We start from the raw sequence: 17481 nt of genomic DNA, 5'->3' as shown, positions 1-17481 counted from the left end.
ACGAGTGAGATTACATGAACCATAGTGAATGAGAATTTTAGGAGGCAGGATTATGCGCGTATTAGTAACAGGATTTTTAGGTAGAATGGGTTCCACAGCCGCCAACATGGTCATTAACCATGAAGGATTTGAATTGGTGGCTTTAGCCAATAATGATTTAAACAAGCAAGCAGACCGAGTAGCTGAATGGTCAGATAAGGCGCCAATTTTTGAAAGCATTCAAGATGCGATTAGCCAAGTTGATATTGATGTAGCCATCGACTTTACGATTCCAGCTGCAGCTTATCAAAATACCAAATACTATATTGAACATGATATCCACCCAGTAGTTGGTACAACTGGTTTTACTGATGCAGAAATTGAAGAATTAACGGCTTTATCTGAAGCAAAAAAATTGGGTGGTTTAATTGCACCGAATTTCGCCATTGGGTCAGTATTGATGCAAGTCTTCTCAGCTAAGGCTGCTAAATATTTACCAGACGTTGAAATTACTGAAATTCATCACAATCAAAAATTGGATGCCCCAAGTGGTACGGCCGAAAAAACAGCTAAATTAATTTATGAAGCACGCGGCGAGCATGTTTCTGGACATCCAGAGGAAACAGAATCAATGCCAGGCGCACGTGGCGCTGATTTCCACGGCATCCGCATCCATTCATTACGTTTACCAGGCTACAACTCACACCAAATCGTACAATTCGGCGGTGTTGGGGAAGCCTTAACTATCCGTCAAGATTCATTCGACCGTAACTCATACATGCCCGGCGTAGCATTGGCAGTTGAAAAAGTGGGCGAATTAGACGGTTTAATCTATGGTTTGGAGCACTTATTAGATGACTAATAGCCAAGAATTTACCAAAGCAGCACCTATTATTCATACCCTCAATGAGGCTGGCTACGAGGCTTACTTTGTGGGTGGTGCTGTGCGGGACTTGCTATTAGACTTGCCCATCCATGATGTAGATATTGCCACCTCTGCCTATCCAGCTGAAGTTCAAGCCTTGTTTCCACGTCATTTTGATGTGGGCTTAGATCATGGGACGATTATGGTCTGGTTTGAAGGTGAAACCTATGAAATCACTACCTTTAGAACCGAATCGACCTATCAAGATTACCGTCGCCCGGACAAGGTAACCTTTGTTCAAAACTTAGAAGAAGACCTATTGCGCCGTGACTTTACCATTAATGCCTTGGCCATGAATCCTGACCACAAGATAGTGGATTATTTCCATGGGCAAAAGGATTTAGCAGACCAAGTTATCCGGGCTGTGGGTAATCCACATGACCGCTTTAATGAAGATGGTCTCCGCATGATGCGAAGCGTTCGGTTTGCTAGTCAACTTGACTTTCAAATTGAGCCAGAAACCCTAGTAGCAATCGCTGAAAACGCTGGGATATTAATTCATATTGCAGTTGAACGAATTGCGGTTGAAATGAATAAACTGTGGATTGGTGTCAATTGGCACAAAGGATTAGACTATTTTCTTGAAACAGATTTAATTCAGTATGTACCCTATTTAGCGGATTACAAAGCTGTTTTCACAGATTTACTAGGTCATACCAGTGACCAAGTCCAAATCCCAAATGAAAACTTTGCCTGGGCCTTATTCTTCTGGCGGGCCTTTGAACGAAATGGTAAGGAAGATTTGGCGGCCATTCAACAGCAAGTCCGCCAATTCACCAAGGCTTGGAAAATGTCTAACAAAGCCCAAAAGGATATCCTTGCTTACTTAGATATCTTGATTTATCGGGCCCAAGCAGCTGAATGGACCCTAGCTGATTTATACGGCCGTGACCCAGATCAAATTGTCTTAGTGGAAGGTTTTATCGAAGCACAGCAAGCAGCTGGTCAAGAAGGATTTAAAGCTGTTTTCAAACAGCCAAAAGTCCAAGTCGTTCAGGACTTATTTGACCAACTACCGATTCAATCATTACGTGATTTAGCTATCAATGGTCAAGATATTATTCAAGAAATCAATCCAGAAAATAAACGGGCTATAGGCCAAATGCTACAGTTTTTAGAGCAAGCTGTTGTGGCCCAAGATGTGGTGAATGACCGAGCGGCTTTATTGGCTTATCTAGATACCCATCATGATCAAATAAACGAAATTTAATTGTAGGAAGGTGTTAGAAGTGACAACCACTTATGCGGTTCTGGACTTAGAAACAACAGGATCTACATATGATAACGGTGACCGCATTATTCAAATTGGGGTGGCCTTTGTTCAGAACGGGCAGGTTGTGGATCAATTTGCTACGGATATCTTTCCTAACCAAGAAATTCCACGTGAAATTACCAAGTTGACCGGGATTACTAATGAACAAGTCAAGCGGGCGCCAAAGTTTGAAGCAGTTGCAGAATTCCTTTGGCAAAAGCTGTCCAACACGGTCATTGTTGCCCATAATATTGGCTTTGATTACAAATTTTTAGACAAGAGCTTCCAAGCTCACGGCTACCCGGCTATGACCCATGACCGGGTAGATACTGTGGAAATGGTGAGGACCCTTTTCCCAACGGCAGATTCCTATAAACTTGGTGAATTCTGTCTAGCACACGGCATCCAACTTGAAAATGCCCATACGGCCATTGATGATGCAGTGGCAACCGCCCATATTTTGATTATGTGTCAGGAAAAAGTAGCCACCATGCCAGTCGAGTTATTCGCTCAGCTTCAGCCATTCTTACATTATTTTATTGGGCAAACCGGCGACTACATGGCCTTATGGTTTAAAGACCACAAGGGGCCCAAACGTCCTTACGAATACATCGCGCCATTTGTCTTGAATCCAAAATTAGCCAATTTTCATATTTTTCCTGCTGGCTTTGGGACAAAAGAAGCTAGCTATTTACAAGCTGGTGATTTAAAGGTGATTGAAGCCAATCACGGGGTAAGCTTAGCGCCCCTTCAAAAGACGATGGTCAAAGATGTAGCACCATTTTTCCATGAGAAAGCGACCACCTCTACAGATACGAATAAAAGACCTAAATACGCCTTTCTAACGGCCAATGCAGGAGTTGGAAAATCCTTGGCCTACGTGGTATCGGCCTTATCAGCTGATGATACGGCTAGTCAACAAACTGGGGCTAAGTCTGGGGTAAATAACGGGCAAACTCAAGTGGTCATTTCAACCTCAACAGTGATCTTACAGCACCAGTTCTTGGATAAAACGGTCCAATTAGCGGCCAACCTATTAGGCAAACCTTTGAAAACAGTGATTTTAAAAGGGCAAAACCACTTTATCCAGTTGACGAAATTGCAGAAATACACCCAACAGTTAAAGCAACATCCAGAATCGGCCTTAAAACGAGATGTCTTAATTTCAGTGGCACTTTTTGTCTGGTTGCATGAAACTGAAACAGGTGACTTGCATGAACTGAATCCTGGCTTAAATAATGAGCTTTACTGGCAAAATGTCAATCGCCAATCAAAAGGCAGCCGAAATGATGAAATTCAACGGTGGGCGGATTATGCTTTCTATGAACGACATGTGACGGAAGCCAAATCTGCAGATATCGTGATTTTAAACCACGCTTACTTTGTCTACCATTACCAAGATTTAATTGACCAAGCTATTTTGACAGAAGAAGCTAAGGTCATTATTGATGAATGCCATCAATTACCAGTCACCGTCCATCAACAACAGATTAAGACCCTCCAATCGAAAGAGGTGGAGGAAACTTTAACGGCGATGGAACGAACGGTGCATCGGTTGATGGACAAGGTAGTCACCAACAATGTGAAAATCCAGGCAGTCGACAAACTCTACCATGTGGAGAAAAATTTACAGGAAGCCTGGGGCAATTTAGACCGGTTTATCGATCAAATTTCAGATAAATTCCAAACCAAGTCTTACTACCAACGGCATACGGCGCAAAAATCCTATTATATTGCACATGACTATTATCTAGTAGCCAATTGGCGTGAGTCGGCCCAAAAGGCGGTTACAGCCATGTCTAAGATGGTGTCACCATTGAAGGTCATTGCGAGACAGCTATACCAAATGGAAATTTTGACCAAGCGGGCCTACCAGCAAATACTTGGCCAGTTAAACCAGTACGATTACGCAATTCAAATCTGGCTAGAAACAACTAAATCAAGTGAAAATTATTATGCGGACTTACAAGTCAACTTCGGCAAACACAGTGTCCAAGTGACCATTGACCGCAAATTGTACACCAGTCAGTCTCATTTAGCGGCTATTTTCCAAGCGATTCCAAGCAAAATGTTATTGGTATCGGCGTCACTTGAAATCGTCCGGTCTAAAAATATGATCCAGTCATTATTTGGTATCGAGGACTTTGCCTGGTATTCTTTCATGGAAGATTCGTACACCCAGCAATTTGTCCAAGGGCGGAACCATCAAGTTCGTGGCTATTACCTGAAAGATTTCCTCTCTATCGACAAATACAATGAAGACCAGGCTGCTATGGTGATTGCTGATTTGGTAGAAACCCTATGGACCAATCGCAAAACTATGCGGAAAATCCAAGTCTTCTTCCAGTCTAGGTCTTTGATGCGGGCAACGCAATTTGAAATGAAGCAGCGGATGGCTCGGTCTGACTATGGCAACCTGATTGTTCAAAACAATCAACGCAATCTAGACCGGTTAGCCCGTCAGTATGAAGACAGTTTACGAGCCATTTTATTCGCAGTGGCTAGTTTCCAAGAAGGGGTCCATCTCAATGCCAAAACGGACGCCTTTGTCCTAACCAGACTGCCGTTCTCAGCGCCAGATACGCCGGATGAATTGGCCAAGCAAGATTATCTAAAATCACTGGGCGATAACTATTTTGAGGATGTGGCCTTACCGGATATGTTAATGAATTTAACGCAAATCTTTGGCCGGATGGCCGCGTCGGGTAGCCAAGATGCTATCTTTATCTCACTCGATAAGCGGTTAGAAAAGGCAGCCTATGCTGACCAAATTGCTGATGTGATGCCGGATGCTCTAAACATGCAGACGGTAAAACTTCATGAATTGAAGCGGATAGATTAAAAATATGTTAGAATATACCTACAAAAGGGGCAAGAGATCATGAAACGCAAATTATTTTCCATTTTGATCGCCGTAATGGTGATTTATTTGGTAGGGTCCACCTATATTTACGCGAATTCGCAACAAATGGTGGCTAGTGCAGAAGCAGAAACGACGAAAGTCGCAAAGGATGCTGGCTTAACCAATATTACTGATTTTTATGTATTTAACAAAGATGAAACGTATTATGCCGTTATGGGCGAAAACAGTGAAGGGCGCCAAGTTTATTTTGCCTACCAACCCGATACTGATTACCAGAAAATGGGCTTTGTAGATGAGATGGTTAACGAAGATAATGCCTTTTCACTGACAAGATACGAAATGCCTGATGTCAATGTAAGAACAGCCAACCTCGGTATCGAAAACGATACATTCGTGTGGGAAGTTTCATTCACAGATGCAGACGGCCGTCTTGGCTACCATTACATCAATGCAACAACTGGTGAATGGTACGAAACCATCAACGACTTATAGGAGGAATGAGGCTATGGAATTAGCAAATAGAATAAAAAAAATGCAGGGGTCACAAACATCAGCTGCTGCAGCTAAGGCTCGTGCACTACAAGCACAAGGAATTGACGTCATCTCACTAGCAGTAGGGGAACCAGATTTTAACACCCCAAACTATATCCTAGAACAAGTAAAAGAGGATATGTCTGCCGGGCGCGGTCACCATTACACCGATTCAACAGGGATTACAGCTTTAAAGCAAGCCATCATTGACTATCATGCTGAATATGATAAGGTCAACTACACGTTAGATCAAGTCTTTATTGCCGATGGGGCGAAGATGGTCCTTTATTACACTTTCCAATCCCTTTTAAACGAGGGGGATGAAGTCTTAATCCCAGCACCTTACTGGGTGAGCTACGTGGATCAAGTGAAGATGGCAGACGGGGTACCAGTGATTTTTGAAACATCATCAAGTGATAACTTTAGAATCACCCCAGAATTGTTAGACCAACATGTGACTGACAAAACAAAATTACTAGTCTTAAATACACCGTCAAACCCAACAGGGGCGATTATGAGTGAAGAAGACGCCCGCGCAGTAGCCCAATACTGTTTAGACCACAACATCCTAGTGGTTGCCGATGAAATTTACTACCGTTTAGTCTACAACGGCCATCAATCACAATCGATTGCAGCTATTTCACCGGAAGTTAAAGAAAATACAATCGTGATTAATGGTTTCTCAAAAGCCTATGCGATGACAGGTTGGCGTTTAGGCTATGCCTTAGCGGATAACAAATATGTTGGCGCTTTTGCTAAATTGGCTAGTCAAATCAACTCAAACCCAGCAGGTATCAGTCAATTTGCAGCCTTAGCCGCCTTAACTGGTCCTCGTGAAGAGGCCGTTGAAGCCATGCGTAAAGAATTTGAAAACCGCCTAAATGCGGCCTACGAAGAAGTATTAACGATTCCGGGCTTTAGGTTAGATTTCAAACCGCAAGGGGCATTTTACCTATTCCCAGATGCAACTGAAACTGCTAGATTATGTGGCTATGAATCAGTAACTGACTTAGCCAATGCCTTCATCGATGAAGCATATGTTGTTGGTGTGCCTGGAGTGGCCTTTGGAAAGGCAGACCATATTCGTTTTTCATACGCAACCAACGAAGAAACATTTGCAGAAGCCATGAAACGTATCCGTGAATTTGTCCAAGGGAAAATGGCTAAATAATAGACGCAATTTTTATCTGATAAAATACGCATAAAAAAAGTTAGGTTACTTTATAGTCCTAACTTTTTTGTATTATAATAGACTTGATAGCAACCCAGCGGACCGGTTATTTTTCAAGAAATGAATAACACGACGGTAGATGAAATAGATAAGCAAGTAAAACGATAAAAGGAGGGTGCCGCATGCAAAGAGAATACTATACAGTCCTACGCAACCGTATTTTAGAATCATACCACCGGTTGAACATCTCAAATGAAGAAATGATGCTTTTAATCCACTTTTTAACTTTCCAACAAGCAGGTGAAGACTTTCCAGCTATTTCCCTGATTGGTCGGCGGATGAATGTAAAAGACCAACAACTTTATGACATGATCCAGTCTTTAATTGAACGAGGCTTTCTAAGTATCCCCTCTTATAAGAATGATCAAGGTAAATCGGTTGAGTATTATTCCTTGGATCCTCTCTATCAAAAAATCATGCAATTGGATAAAGTAGACGAAAGTGAACGATTTAAAGAGGCTAAAGCTACTAAAGAGGGTGAAGTGTTCGACATGATTCAAGTCGAGTTTGGTCGTCAATTATCGCCAATTGAATATCAAAAGATTAGTGATTGGTTCAAGAAAGACGGTTATGACCCAGACGTCGTCAAGGAAGCCTTGAAAGAATCCGTCTTAAACAATGTCTATTCCTTGAATTATATGGACCGGATCTTATTAAACTGGTCTAAACGTAAACAGACTCAAGCGAATGATTCAGCAGGTTTCAGCAAGCAAAAAGCGCAAACCCAAGACCTCCCACCGGTTCCAGTCACCAAATGGCTAAATAAATAATTTTTCAGAAAAATCATTAAATATGGAAGAGGAGGGCTTAGCCGTGGCTGAATTACCTTTAAAAACCAAAGCAGAAACAATCGCTATCCTAGATGAGCTAGATAAACTATACCCCAACCCAAAAACCATGTTGGACTATCAAACCCCATTCCAATTAGTGATAGCGGTTTTGATGTCCGCGCAAACGACTGATGTGGCGGTCAATAAAGTGACGCCCGACTTATTTGCTAGGTATCCGGACCCAGACCATATGGCTGAAGCGGACTTAGCAGATTTAGAGTCCTATATAAAAACGATTGGTCTTTACCATAACAAGGCCAAGAATATGAAGAAGACAGCCATCATACTTCGCGACGAATTCAATGGACATGTACCCAAAACCCGGGAAGAATTGATACAATTACCGGGTGTTGGTCGGAAAACAGCCAACGTCGTCTTAAGTGAAGCCTTTGGGATCCCGACAATCGCGGTCGATACCCACGTTGAACGGGTGACCAAGCGGATGGGCATTGTCGACCCGGATGCCAGCGTTAGACAAACGGAAGAAACCTTAATGGCGAAAATCCCTAAAGAAAGATGGCGGGATGCCCACCACCAATTCATTTATTTTGGCCGAGAATACTGCACTGCCCGTAATCCTAAATGTGCATCTGACCCGAGGATTACTTTCTGTGAATGTCGAAAGCTCAAATAAATATCGGATTTTTGAAAGCTAAAAGAGCCTGTCAGTTTCAGAACGTCACTTGATTAATATTTTGAAGTTGGGTATATTTATGAACAAGGAAATGAAAGAGAAGGTGAAAACATGCCTGCAGAACATGACGGGACGCAAACAGCTGAAAGTTTACACGCCTTACGTGTCCACTTAAAAGGGAGTCAATACATCCTTGAAGTGCTTAAAAAAGATATGCGTAAGAAAGGTTTAAGTGAAAACGAGTTTACAGTCTTAGAGTTACTATATAATCGTGGTCAACAACCCATCCAACAAATTGGTAAACGGATCCTGATTCCATCATCAAGCTTAACTTATGTGATTGATCGCTTAGAGGATAAGGGTTTTGTTGAACGTACGCATAATCCTGAAGACCGTCGAGTGATCTATGCTAAAATCACAAAACTAGGCCGCGAGAAAATGGCAGAAGTTTTCCCTGGACATAGTCAATTAATCGCTGATATGTTCCAAGAATTTAGCGCTGAAGATATAGAAACGTTTATTCATTTAACCAAAAAACTAGGCTTTACAGCCCAAAAAATGCTAGAAAAATAAGAGGTGTGAAAAAAGTCGTTAAGACTAAACGTGCTGGACCAAAAGCCGAACAATTACTTGTGAGTTTTTGGCGTATATTGGGAAGCATCGGAAGCGTTTGACTTTTCTAACCTGATATTAGGATTAATAGGATTTTATATGGAGAAGTTTATCTATGTGATAGCTTCTCCTTTTTTTTCGGCATCGATTATTGGTAAGCTTGGCCAAGATTTTCACATGTTGAAAAGTGTACGAATATGATATGATTATACAGAATGATTGGGGTGTTGATATGAAGGAAATAATCCATTTTTATCATACAAATGACTGGCATTCTCACTTGGAGAACTGGCCAAAATTTTTACGTTATTATCAAACACAAGCGGATAAACATCGAAGTGAAGGCGAAGCCCATTTTCTTTTTGATATAGGTGATGCAGTTGACCGCCAACATCCTTTAACAGAAGCTAGTCAGGGGCAAAATATGATAACCTTGATGAATGAAATTGGGGTAGATGTTGCGACAATTGGCAACAACGAGGGGATTGGAAGTCAGCATGATATCCTAGACAACCTGTATGAACAGGCTGATTTTCCGGTTGTTTTAGGCAATATTTTCGATAAAGAAAGTGGCCTACCACCCAAATATACCCAAGACTACACCATGATTCAAACCAATCAGGGCAGTCGGTTTGCGGTATTTGGCATGACGGCCCCATTTGAAATTTCTTATAGCGTAGTTGGCTGGGACCCGATTGATCCACTCTTGAGCATCGCACGTGTATTAAAGGACATCAAGGCAAATGAAACTTTTGATGGTATTCTGCTGCTGAGTCATCTCGGTTTACTAGCAGACCGCCAAATCGCTGAGCAATTTCCAGAAATCTTGGCTATTTTCGGTGCCCACACCCACCACGTTTTACCAAAAGGCGAATGGGTCGGCCACACGCTATTAACTGGTGGCGGTAAATACGGGCAATTTATGGGCCATCTAACCCTTGAAATCAACAAAGGTGAAGGGCGTTTATATACCCCTGGCAAAATGGCCACAGATGCGCAACAAGCTAACCCGATTATCGATTATGCACGCTATTTCAAATTGGACGAAGAATTGATCGCTTCTGACCGCATTTCTGCCTACGATGAAGACTATAACAAGGTAAATAGGTGGTTAGAAGAGGGCGAAAGCCAATTGAAAAACCAAATCGTTGGCCAATTACCTATCACTTTAACAGCGGATGAGAATCATTTTTCACCCTTACAATACGACACCTTATTCGCCATGAAAGTAGCCAGTGGTGCAGATATTGCTATGATTAATTCGGGCTTATTTCTACAAGGATTGCCTGCTGGGCCAGTATCCAAATATGATTTGCATAAGGCACTACCACATCCTATTCGCTTTATGGTGGTCGAGTGTACAGTTTCAGAATATTTGGATCAAATATACCCGCAAATTACAACGCTCAGACCAGATTTACAAACTATGCCGATTAAAGGATCTGGATTCAGAGGGCGGATTTTTGGGCAATTAATGGTCTTAGACAATGCAAAATTAGACCAGCTTGCACCAGATCAACCTTTGAAAATCATTACAATTGACCACCTATTGTATTTGCCTTTTTTCACGGAACTAATCAATAAAAAACATTATTTATGGGGACAACCCTTTATACGAGAACTCATTGCGGATAAGATTCAGCAAGCCAGTAGTCGCGATGAATAGCTATATGCATTCATAGGCGCATAAGGCGTAAGGAGGTATGACATGTTAAGTCGTAAGAAACAAGAAGAATTAAGAGAACAACGGGCGAGTTTAAATTACCCCGTTGCGCAAATTAAACGTACGAGTCAAGAGACCTTAGAAATTAACGGGCAATCATTTGTGCTTGTAGATAATTACCGGGATGCTTTAGATATTGAAGCGTTGGCTGACCGGTATATGGATATTTTAGATATTTATGACTTTGTCGTGGGAGACTGGTCTTATGAACAATTACGGTTGAAAGGCTTCTTTGCTGATGATGCAAAAATTGGCTCATTAGAGCAAAAAATCAAGCATTTACCTGATTACTTACTAGAATATGGGAGTTTTGGGGCCGCTTATTTTGTGCTATTGCATGAACGTACTGGAGAAGAAATTCAAAAACGAAACGAAGCCTTTTGGACTCAACAAAAACACCAAAACCAAGAATCTTCAAGAAGTAAACAAAATAAAAACCAATCACAAAGGTCAACGAGTCGGAAATCTTACCAAGGGAACAAAGCAGACAACCGACATAAATCGTCTGGGCCAAACCAAAATAAAGAGAAACATAAACAGCGACGGTCAAACAAGAAGCATGAAGGTATTAAAGGGCCATCTTTCTCAATCTCACAAAATAAAGAGTCGAATAAAAATACCCAAAAACAAAAACCTGTGAAGCGAAAAGTCGTCACTAAACGTCAACATTCTTTTAGTATCAAGGAAAAGGGGGATAAAGCTTAGATGGATCTACAAGAAAAAGTTTTCTTAATCGATTTAGATGGTACTATGTACCGCGGCGGTCAACCGATAGCGGGTGCGAAGGACTTTATTGAGCGCTTGATTGAAGATAATATCCCATTTATGTTTGTGACCAACAATGCCATGCGTAAACACCAGGCAGCAGCAGATAATTTAAATAAAATTACGGGCTTAAATGTTGAGGGTAAACATTTCTACACCTCAGTGGATACTTTGCGCTTTATCCTTGCTGAAGATTTAACATCTGGCAAGCTGACAAAAGAAACAGGCAAAGCCTATGTCATCGGAATGGATTACTTAAAAGATGAAGTAGTGGACGCAGGCTTTGAATTGACTCAAAACGTCGACCAGGACCCGTGCGATGTGGTGATCGTTGGCCTTGACCAAGAAGTGACGTATCCACAATTCATTGAAGCCTCGATTGCAGTTCAAAGAGGTGCTGCTTTCTATCTCACCAACCCAGATGTACAATTCCCTTCAAACCGAGGATTTGTGCCCGGTGCTGGTGCCATCGGTCAAGTAATCACTGCGGCTACACGGGTTCACCCAATAGTTTGCGGAAAACCAAATGCCTTAATTATTGAAGGTGCCTTAGCCAAGATGGGCTATAGCAAAGACCAAGCCGTATTTTTAGGTGACAACTTAATGACAGATATATCAGCAGCAGAAAATGCTGGTATTGATTCGATATTTATTGAAACAGGGGTACATACAAGAGATCATCTAGAAGAATTTGGCGTGATGCCAACATTGGTGGTGGAAAATTATGAAGCACTCTTATCGACCTGGTAGTCGACATTTAAATAAAATACGATTATGGATAGCGATTCTTGCCTTATTGATATTTTTTATTACATTGGCTATCACAGTTACCATCGCCAATGTCCCCTTATTCATGGGGTCCCTATGGTTTTCAAAATCTTTTGAAACCGTCGATTTATCCTTTTGGACAGTTGTTGACAACTACTTACAACTGCTAGCCTATCTGAATTTTCCTTGGATAGGTACCTTATCTATGTCAGACTTTCCGACCTCATCTTCAGCAGCCTTTCATTTTATGGAAGTGAAGCACTTATTTTATTTAAATTATGGTGTGATGGCGATTTCTGCCCTAATTGGCTTCTGTTCCTTACATAAATTGAAAGTTAGCCACAATTTGTGGCGCCTATACTGGCCCTTCAAGCAACTGAGATGGCTTCCTATCATTGTAATCATCTTACTCGTTTTTAATTTCAACACTATTTTTATTGCTTTTCATGAAATAGCCTTTAATAACGACGCCTGGTTATTTAACCCAGCCACAGATCCTATTATTCTCGTGCTCCATCAATCCTTCTTCTTATTATGCTTTGTATCTGTCTTTTTGATCTTGCAACTCGCTATTGAATGGGTTTATCGTATCGGGAAAAAGGACTTCAACCGTCAAATCTTAGGTATATAAAAACCAACCCAAAAGAGGCTGTAACAAGCACTTTTGGGTTGGCTTTTTTTTGCTTTATTGATTTATGTATTTTAAAACTGCAAGTCATACCAACATCAGTCTGTAAACATAGATGTCGAATGTAGTGGAGCAACCTGACGGTCGGGGAATAAGTAATGGGCCGCTTGATTAATGACATGTGGCGCTTCGCCAAAACCAGTTGCAATCAATTTGGCTTTATGCGGGTAATTAGCTATATCACCAACTGCATAGATACCGGGAATATTGGTTTGCATGTTATGGTCTACTTGGATAGATTCATTCTCAATTTCAAGACCCCAATTTCTAATTTCATCGATTGAGGATACAAAACCATAGGTCATAAAGATATGTTCAACAGGTAGTATCCGACTATCTTGACTACGAGCCTTGGTAACTTCTAAGTCAGTCAAGAATCCGTCTTTACCAAGAAGTATTTTTGGTACATAGGGGGTAACGAATTCAATATTGGCTGTTTGTTCAGCTAAGCTAACTGAATATTCATGGGCACGAAAACGGTCGCGACGATGAACCAAGTAGACTTTTTTAGCATGGTCAGCTAAAGCCAAACTGGCATCAAAGGCTGAGTCACCACCACCAAGGACCGCAACTTCTTTACCTGTGTATTTAATAAAGTCTGATACATGGTATGAAATATGCTGATCTTCATAGTCAGAAAGGCCAGCAATCGCTATTTTTCGAGGTTTAAAGGAACCATTGCCGGCAGCGATAATGACTGCACCCGCTGTATAGGTCGACTCGCTTGTTTGAATCGTAAAGTCTTGGTCATTTTTTTGAATATTTAGGACTTTTTCGTTTAGATGAATATCTGTAGTAGTAGAAAACCGGTCCAATTGTGCTTGTAAGACTTGGCTTAATTCGTGACCGGTTATTTTTGGGTATGCTGGAATATCGAATATATTTTTTTCAGGATATAATGCTTTTGGTTGACCACCGATTTCAGGTAATGAGTCTACTAAGCGGACACTTAGGTTGCGCATACCTGCGTAAAAGGCGGTAAATAAACCTACTGGACCGGCCCCTACAATCAGGAGGTCCGTTCTGTTATTTGTCATTGTGATCTCTTTCTAATTGGGTTTTACTGTGTTGGTTGATTATAATGGGAGATTTAATAGGATGTAGATAAAACGAACACCTAGCGTAACAAGTACACCAGTGGTCATACCACCAATAACCTCTGAAGGTTTGTGACCTAAATAATCATTAATGACCATGCGATCCTCATCAAGTGTGTTTAATTTAGCTAATAGATCTGTATCGTCAGTTTCTCTAGCCTTTTCTTTTAGAATCTTCATAAGGGTATAGATTAAAACCCCTTGCTCCCCATCCTGGCGACGAACACCCATGGCATCAAACATGACGATCATACCAAAACAAACGGCAATCGCAACGATTGGTGAGAAGAAACCATACTGAAGAATCAAAGCAGTGATTAGCGAAGTAACGGCAGCCGAGTGGGAACTAGGCATACCACCTGTAGCATGAATGATTGAGAGGTTAGCGTTTGGTTTCTTAAAGAAAACAGCAATAGGATATTTAACCAATTGTGCAATCATGATTGCTGCGAAGGTAACGACTAAAGGAAAATTAGTTGTTGTATTCATGTTTTCCTCCTTGAATTTATTTAATTCAATAATAGCATGAAAAAGATTCATTCGGAAAATGTTTCGCTGTAAAAATAGAAAATATGAAAAACTTTATCAACTTGGCGGAATAAAATTATTCAGTCATTAAATGGAGAATTTTCGCTCAGTATTTGTTACAATAAGTTTAGAAATGAATAGGAGGCAGAAAATGACTTACCCACAATTAGATATTAAAGATACGCAATTGAAAGCGACGATTGAAACAAATAAAGGTGCTTTCCAAGTTGCACTATTTCCAGAATTAGCACCAAAAACAGTAGAAAACTTTGTAACCCTAAGTAAACAAGGTTACTACGACGGTGTTATTTTCCACCGTGTAATTCCTAACTTTATGATCCAAGGGGGCGACCCATCTGGGACTGGTATGGGTGGGACATCAATTTATGGTGAAAAATTTGAAGATGAATTCAATCTTGAATTGTTCAACATTAACGGTGCCTTATCAATGGCGAACGCAGGACCTAATACGAATGGTTCACAATTCTTCGTTGTAACAGCTAAAGAAGTACCTGCACAAATGTTAGGACAACTAAAAGCTGGTGGTTGGCCAGAAGAAATCATCGAAGCTTATAGCGAAAACGGCGGAACACCATGGTTAGATCAAAAACATACTGTATTTGGTCAAGTGGTTTCCGGAATGGACGTTGTCTACGATATTGAAGACCAACCTCGTAATGCATCAGACAAACCTTTAGAAGAAGTTGTCATTACTAGTGTTACTTTTGAAAACGAATAGGCTACACACTAGAAAGGATCCAACTTCATGACAACTAAAGAATTTCCATACCACATTGGTGATGTAGTTGAAGGTGAAGTGACAGGTTTACAACCATATGGTGTCTTTGTTCAATTAGACGAAGACCATCAAGGATTAATTCACATATCCGAAATTAATCACGGTTATGTGAGCAACGTGGAGGATAAATTTACCATCGGACAAAAACTGACGGTAAAGATTATCGATATCGATGAGTTTACCAGCAAAATGAGTTTGTCAATTCGAGCATTAAAGAAACTTGCAACCTCTAATAAACCTGCTAAGAATGCTTGGCCTAAAAAACGTCCTGCACCAAAAATTGGCTTTGTTTCTATAGAAGAACAATTGCCAGGGTGGGTTGAGGAAGCACTACAAAAGATGGCTACAAAATAATATTTTATAAATGAGGAGTATTAAAATGGGACATATCAAATTTGATTATAGTAATACTGACCAATTTATTGCAGAACACGAATTAACACAAATGCAACCGTTAGTTACGGCAGCCGATACAATCTTACGTGAAGGTACTGGTGCAGGTAGCGATTATATCGGTTGGGTTGATTTACCAAAAGCATATGATAAAGAAGAGTATGCACGCATTAAAAAAGCTGCAGCTAAAATTCAATCTGATTCAGATGTATTAGTTGTATTAGGCATCGGTGGTTCTTACTTAGGTGCTAAATCAGCAATCGACTTTTTATCTCATTCATTTTCAAACTTACAATCTAAAGAAGAACGTAAAACACCACAAGTCTTCTTTGCAGGTAATAGCTTAAGTTCAACTTACATTGCTGATTTAATCGAAACAATCGGGGATCGAGACTTCTCTGTAAACGTTATTTCTAAATCAGGTACGACTACTGAAACGGCTGTAGCATTCCGTATTTTCAAAAAATTACTAGAAGAAAAATATGGTGAAGCAGCTAAAGAGCGTATTTATGCAACAACGGATAAAGCAAATGGTGCATTAAAATCTGAAGCTGATGCTGAAGGATACGAGTCATTCGTTATTCCTGATGCAGTTGGTGGACGTTTCACTGTATTAACACCAGTTGGTTTATTACCAATTGCTGTTTCAGGTGCAGATATCGATGCCTTAATGCAAGGTGCAGCTGAGGCGATGGAAGCATACAGTGATGCTGATTTAAGTAAAAATGAAGCTTACCAATACGCTGCATTACGTAATGTCTTATACCGTAAAGGTAAAGTAACTGAGCTATTAATCAACTATGAACCAAAATTACAATACTTCTCAGAATGGTGGAAACAACTATTCGGAGAATCAGAAGGTAAAGATGGTAAAGGGATTTACCCATCAAGCGCCAACTTCACAACTGACTTACACTCTCTAGGTCAATACATCCAAGAAGGGCAACGTAACTTATTCGAAACAGTTGTTAAAGTAGACAAACCAAGTAAATCAATTGCAATTCCCGCATTTGATGAAGACTTAGATGGTTTAGGCTACTTAGAAGGTAAGGATGTAGACTTTGTAAATACTAAAGCTTTCCAAGGTACTGTATTAGCCCATACTGATGGTGACGTACCTAACTTCGTGTTAACCATTCCAGAAATGGATGCTTACTCTTTAGGTTACATGATTTACTTCTTTGAAATTGCAGTAGCAATTTCTGGTTACTTAAATGGGGTAAATCCATTCAACCAACCAGGGGTAGAAGCATACAAGAAAAATATGTTTGCTTTATTAGGAAAGCCAGGATTCGAAGATTTAGCAGCAGAATTGAACGAACGGTTGAAATAAGTGGTTTAAAATCACGATCAAAGAAATGTCGAACAGAGATGTTCGGCATTTTTTGTATTTTTGATAAAAAAAGACAAAAAAACTATTGACGAAAAACTGCTTTGTTGATATTATAAATCTTGTCGATTCGAAGCAAAACCAATCGAAAAAACAGTAAAAAAATGATTGACAAGTTCTGATAGGACATGCTATTATTATGAAGTTGTTTGTTTTGATTTAAAAAAAACAAACTTCAAAAAACTGTTGACAATCATCTTGTTGAAATGGTAAGATAATTGAGCTTTATAGTTTACGGTCCACGCGAAAATGGTTTAAAAAATAAATCAAAAAGTGTTGACAAGAAAACATAATATAGGGTAAGATAATCAAGTCGCTTCAGTAATTAAGTGGTCAAAAAAGTTTTAAAAACTTTAAAACTTTTTGTTGACAAAGATTGAATGAAGATGATATGATATACGAGTTGCTACAAGGCAACGAGATAGACCTTTGAAAACTGAACAAAGAAGACAAACCAAAAATTGTGTATGGAA

Annotated in this window: 17 protein-coding genes; 15 read left to right on the top strand and 2 right to left on the bottom strand. The window is 40.3% G+C overall.

The window, feature by feature from the left end; translation table 11 throughout:
• Nucleotides 1-49: 49 nt before the first annotated feature.
• From dapB to AC973_RS01535, 12 genes are all read left to right on the top strand, one after another.
• Complete coding sequence (dapB, locus tag AC973_RS01590) at nt 50-841, top strand: 4-hydroxy-tetrahydrodipicolinate reductase (RefSeq protein WP_182023654.1); 792 nt, start codon at nt 50-52, stop codon at nt 839-841.
• The gene (locus AC973_RS01585; protein ID WP_048726416.1) at nt 834-2114 is read left to right on the top strand and encodes a CCA tRNA nucleotidyltransferase; all 1281 of its coding nucleotides are present in this window, start codon (nt 834-836) and stop codon (nt 2112-2114) included. Before dapB ends, AC973_RS01585 begins: the two co-directional genes overlap by 8 nt.
• A 19-nt stretch (nt 2115-2133) precedes the next feature.
• Nucleotides 2134-4998: an exonuclease domain-containing protein gene (locus AC973_RS01580; protein WP_225968904.1), complete on the top strand. Its 2865-nt coding sequence runs from the start codon at nt 2134-2136 to the stop codon at nt 4996-4998.
• Between the two features lie 39 nt (nt 4999-5037).
• Complete coding sequence (locus AC973_RS01575) at nt 5038-5511, top strand: DUF5590 domain-containing protein (protein ID WP_016897582.1); 474 nt, start codon at nt 5038-5040, stop codon at nt 5509-5511.
• Between the two features lie 13 nt (nt 5512-5524).
• Complete coding sequence (locus tag AC973_RS01570; protein WP_048726411.1) at nt 5525-6721, top strand: pyridoxal phosphate-dependent aminotransferase; 1197 nt, start codon at nt 5525-5527, stop codon at nt 6719-6721.
• 182 nt (nt 6722-6903) lie between these two features.
• On the top strand, nt 6904-7551 hold the full coding sequence (locus AC973_RS01565) for a DnaD domain protein (RefSeq protein ID WP_048726408.1): 648 nt from the start codon (nt 6904-6906) through the stop codon (nt 7549-7551).
• Between the two features lie 43 nt (nt 7552-7594).
• A complete protein-coding gene (nth, locus tag AC973_RS01560) occupies nt 7595-8245 on the top strand; it encodes an endonuclease III (RefSeq protein WP_286131723.1) in 651 nt (216 codons plus the stop codon).
• A gap of 111 nt (nt 8246-8356) precedes the next feature.
• On the top strand, nt 8357-8818 hold the full coding sequence (locus AC973_RS01555) for a MarR family winged helix-turn-helix transcriptional regulator (RefSeq protein WP_048726403.1): 462 nt from the start codon (nt 8357-8359) through the stop codon (nt 8816-8818).
• A 241-nt stretch (nt 8819-9059) separates the two neighbouring features.
• Nucleotides 9060-10523, top strand: a complete 1464-nt coding sequence (locus AC973_RS01550; protein ID WP_225968903.1) for a bifunctional metallophosphatase/5'-nucleotidase — start codon at nt 9060-9062, stop codon at nt 10521-10523.
• A gap of 42 nt (nt 10524-10565) precedes the next feature.
• Nucleotides 10566-11285 (top strand): YutD family protein, encoded by a 720-nt coding sequence (locus AC973_RS01545; RefSeq protein ID WP_048726398.1) that lies wholly within the window; start codon nt 10566-10568, stop codon nt 11283-11285.
• Nucleotides 11286-12095 (top strand): HAD-IIA family hydrolase, encoded by an 810-nt coding sequence (locus AC973_RS01540; RefSeq protein WP_048726395.1) that lies wholly within the window; start codon nt 11286-11288, stop codon nt 12093-12095.
• Nucleotides 12070-12744, top strand: coding sequence for a TIGR01906 family membrane protein (locus AC973_RS01535; protein WP_048726391.1), 675 nt, complete (start codon nt 12070-12072; stop codon nt 12742-12744). Before AC973_RS01540 ends, AC973_RS01535 begins: the two co-directional genes overlap by 26 nt.
• 95 nt (nt 12745-12839) lie before the next feature.
• Here the strand turns inward: AC973_RS01535 and AC973_RS01530 are convergent, their stop codons facing one another.
• Nucleotides 12840-13838 carry an NAD(P)/FAD-dependent oxidoreductase gene (locus tag AC973_RS01530; RefSeq protein ID WP_048726388.1) on the bottom strand — a complete coding sequence of 333 codons (999 nt, stop codon included), beginning with the start codon at nt 13836-13838 and terminating at the stop codon, nt 12840-12842.
• 39 nt (nt 13839-13877) lie between these two features.
• The gene (locus AC973_RS01525; RefSeq protein ID WP_016897571.1) at nt 13878-14387 is read right to left on the bottom strand and encodes a divergent PAP2 family protein; all 510 of its coding nucleotides are present in this window, start codon (nt 14385-14387) and stop codon (nt 13878-13880) included.
• Nucleotides 14388-14577: 190 nt separating this feature from the next.
• Here AC973_RS01525 and AC973_RS01520 point away from each other — a divergent pair, with 190 nt between their 5' ends.
• Genes AC973_RS01520 through AC973_RS01510 form a run of 3 tightly spaced genes read left to right on the top strand, consistent with a single transcriptional unit; the run spans nt 14578 to nt 16951 of the window.
• A complete protein-coding gene (locus AC973_RS01520) occupies nt 14578-15165 on the top strand; it encodes a peptidylprolyl isomerase (RefSeq protein WP_048726385.1) in 588 nt (195 codons plus the stop codon).
• Between the two features lie 27 nt (nt 15166-15192).
• Entirely contained in the window at nt 15193-15579 is a 387-nt protein-coding gene (locus tag AC973_RS01515) for a CvfD/Ygs/GSP13 family RNA-binding post-transcriptional regulator (RefSeq protein WP_016897569.1), read from the top strand.
• A 25-nt stretch (nt 15580-15604) separates the two neighbouring features.
• Nucleotides 15605-16951 (top strand): glucose-6-phosphate isomerase, encoded by a 1347-nt coding sequence (locus tag AC973_RS01510; protein ID WP_048726382.1) that lies wholly within the window; start codon nt 15605-15607, stop codon nt 16949-16951.
• Nucleotides 16952-17481: the final 530 nt, after the last annotated feature.

It is taken from the genome of Carnobacterium sp. 1290_CSPC, assembly GCF_001053265.1.
Classification (GTDB): domain Bacteria; phylum Bacillota; class Bacilli; order Lactobacillales; family Aerococcaceae; genus Aerococcus; species Aerococcus urinaeequi.
Note: the sequence above shows the minus strand (reverse complement) of the source record. Positions and strands in the feature narration are given on the sequence as shown.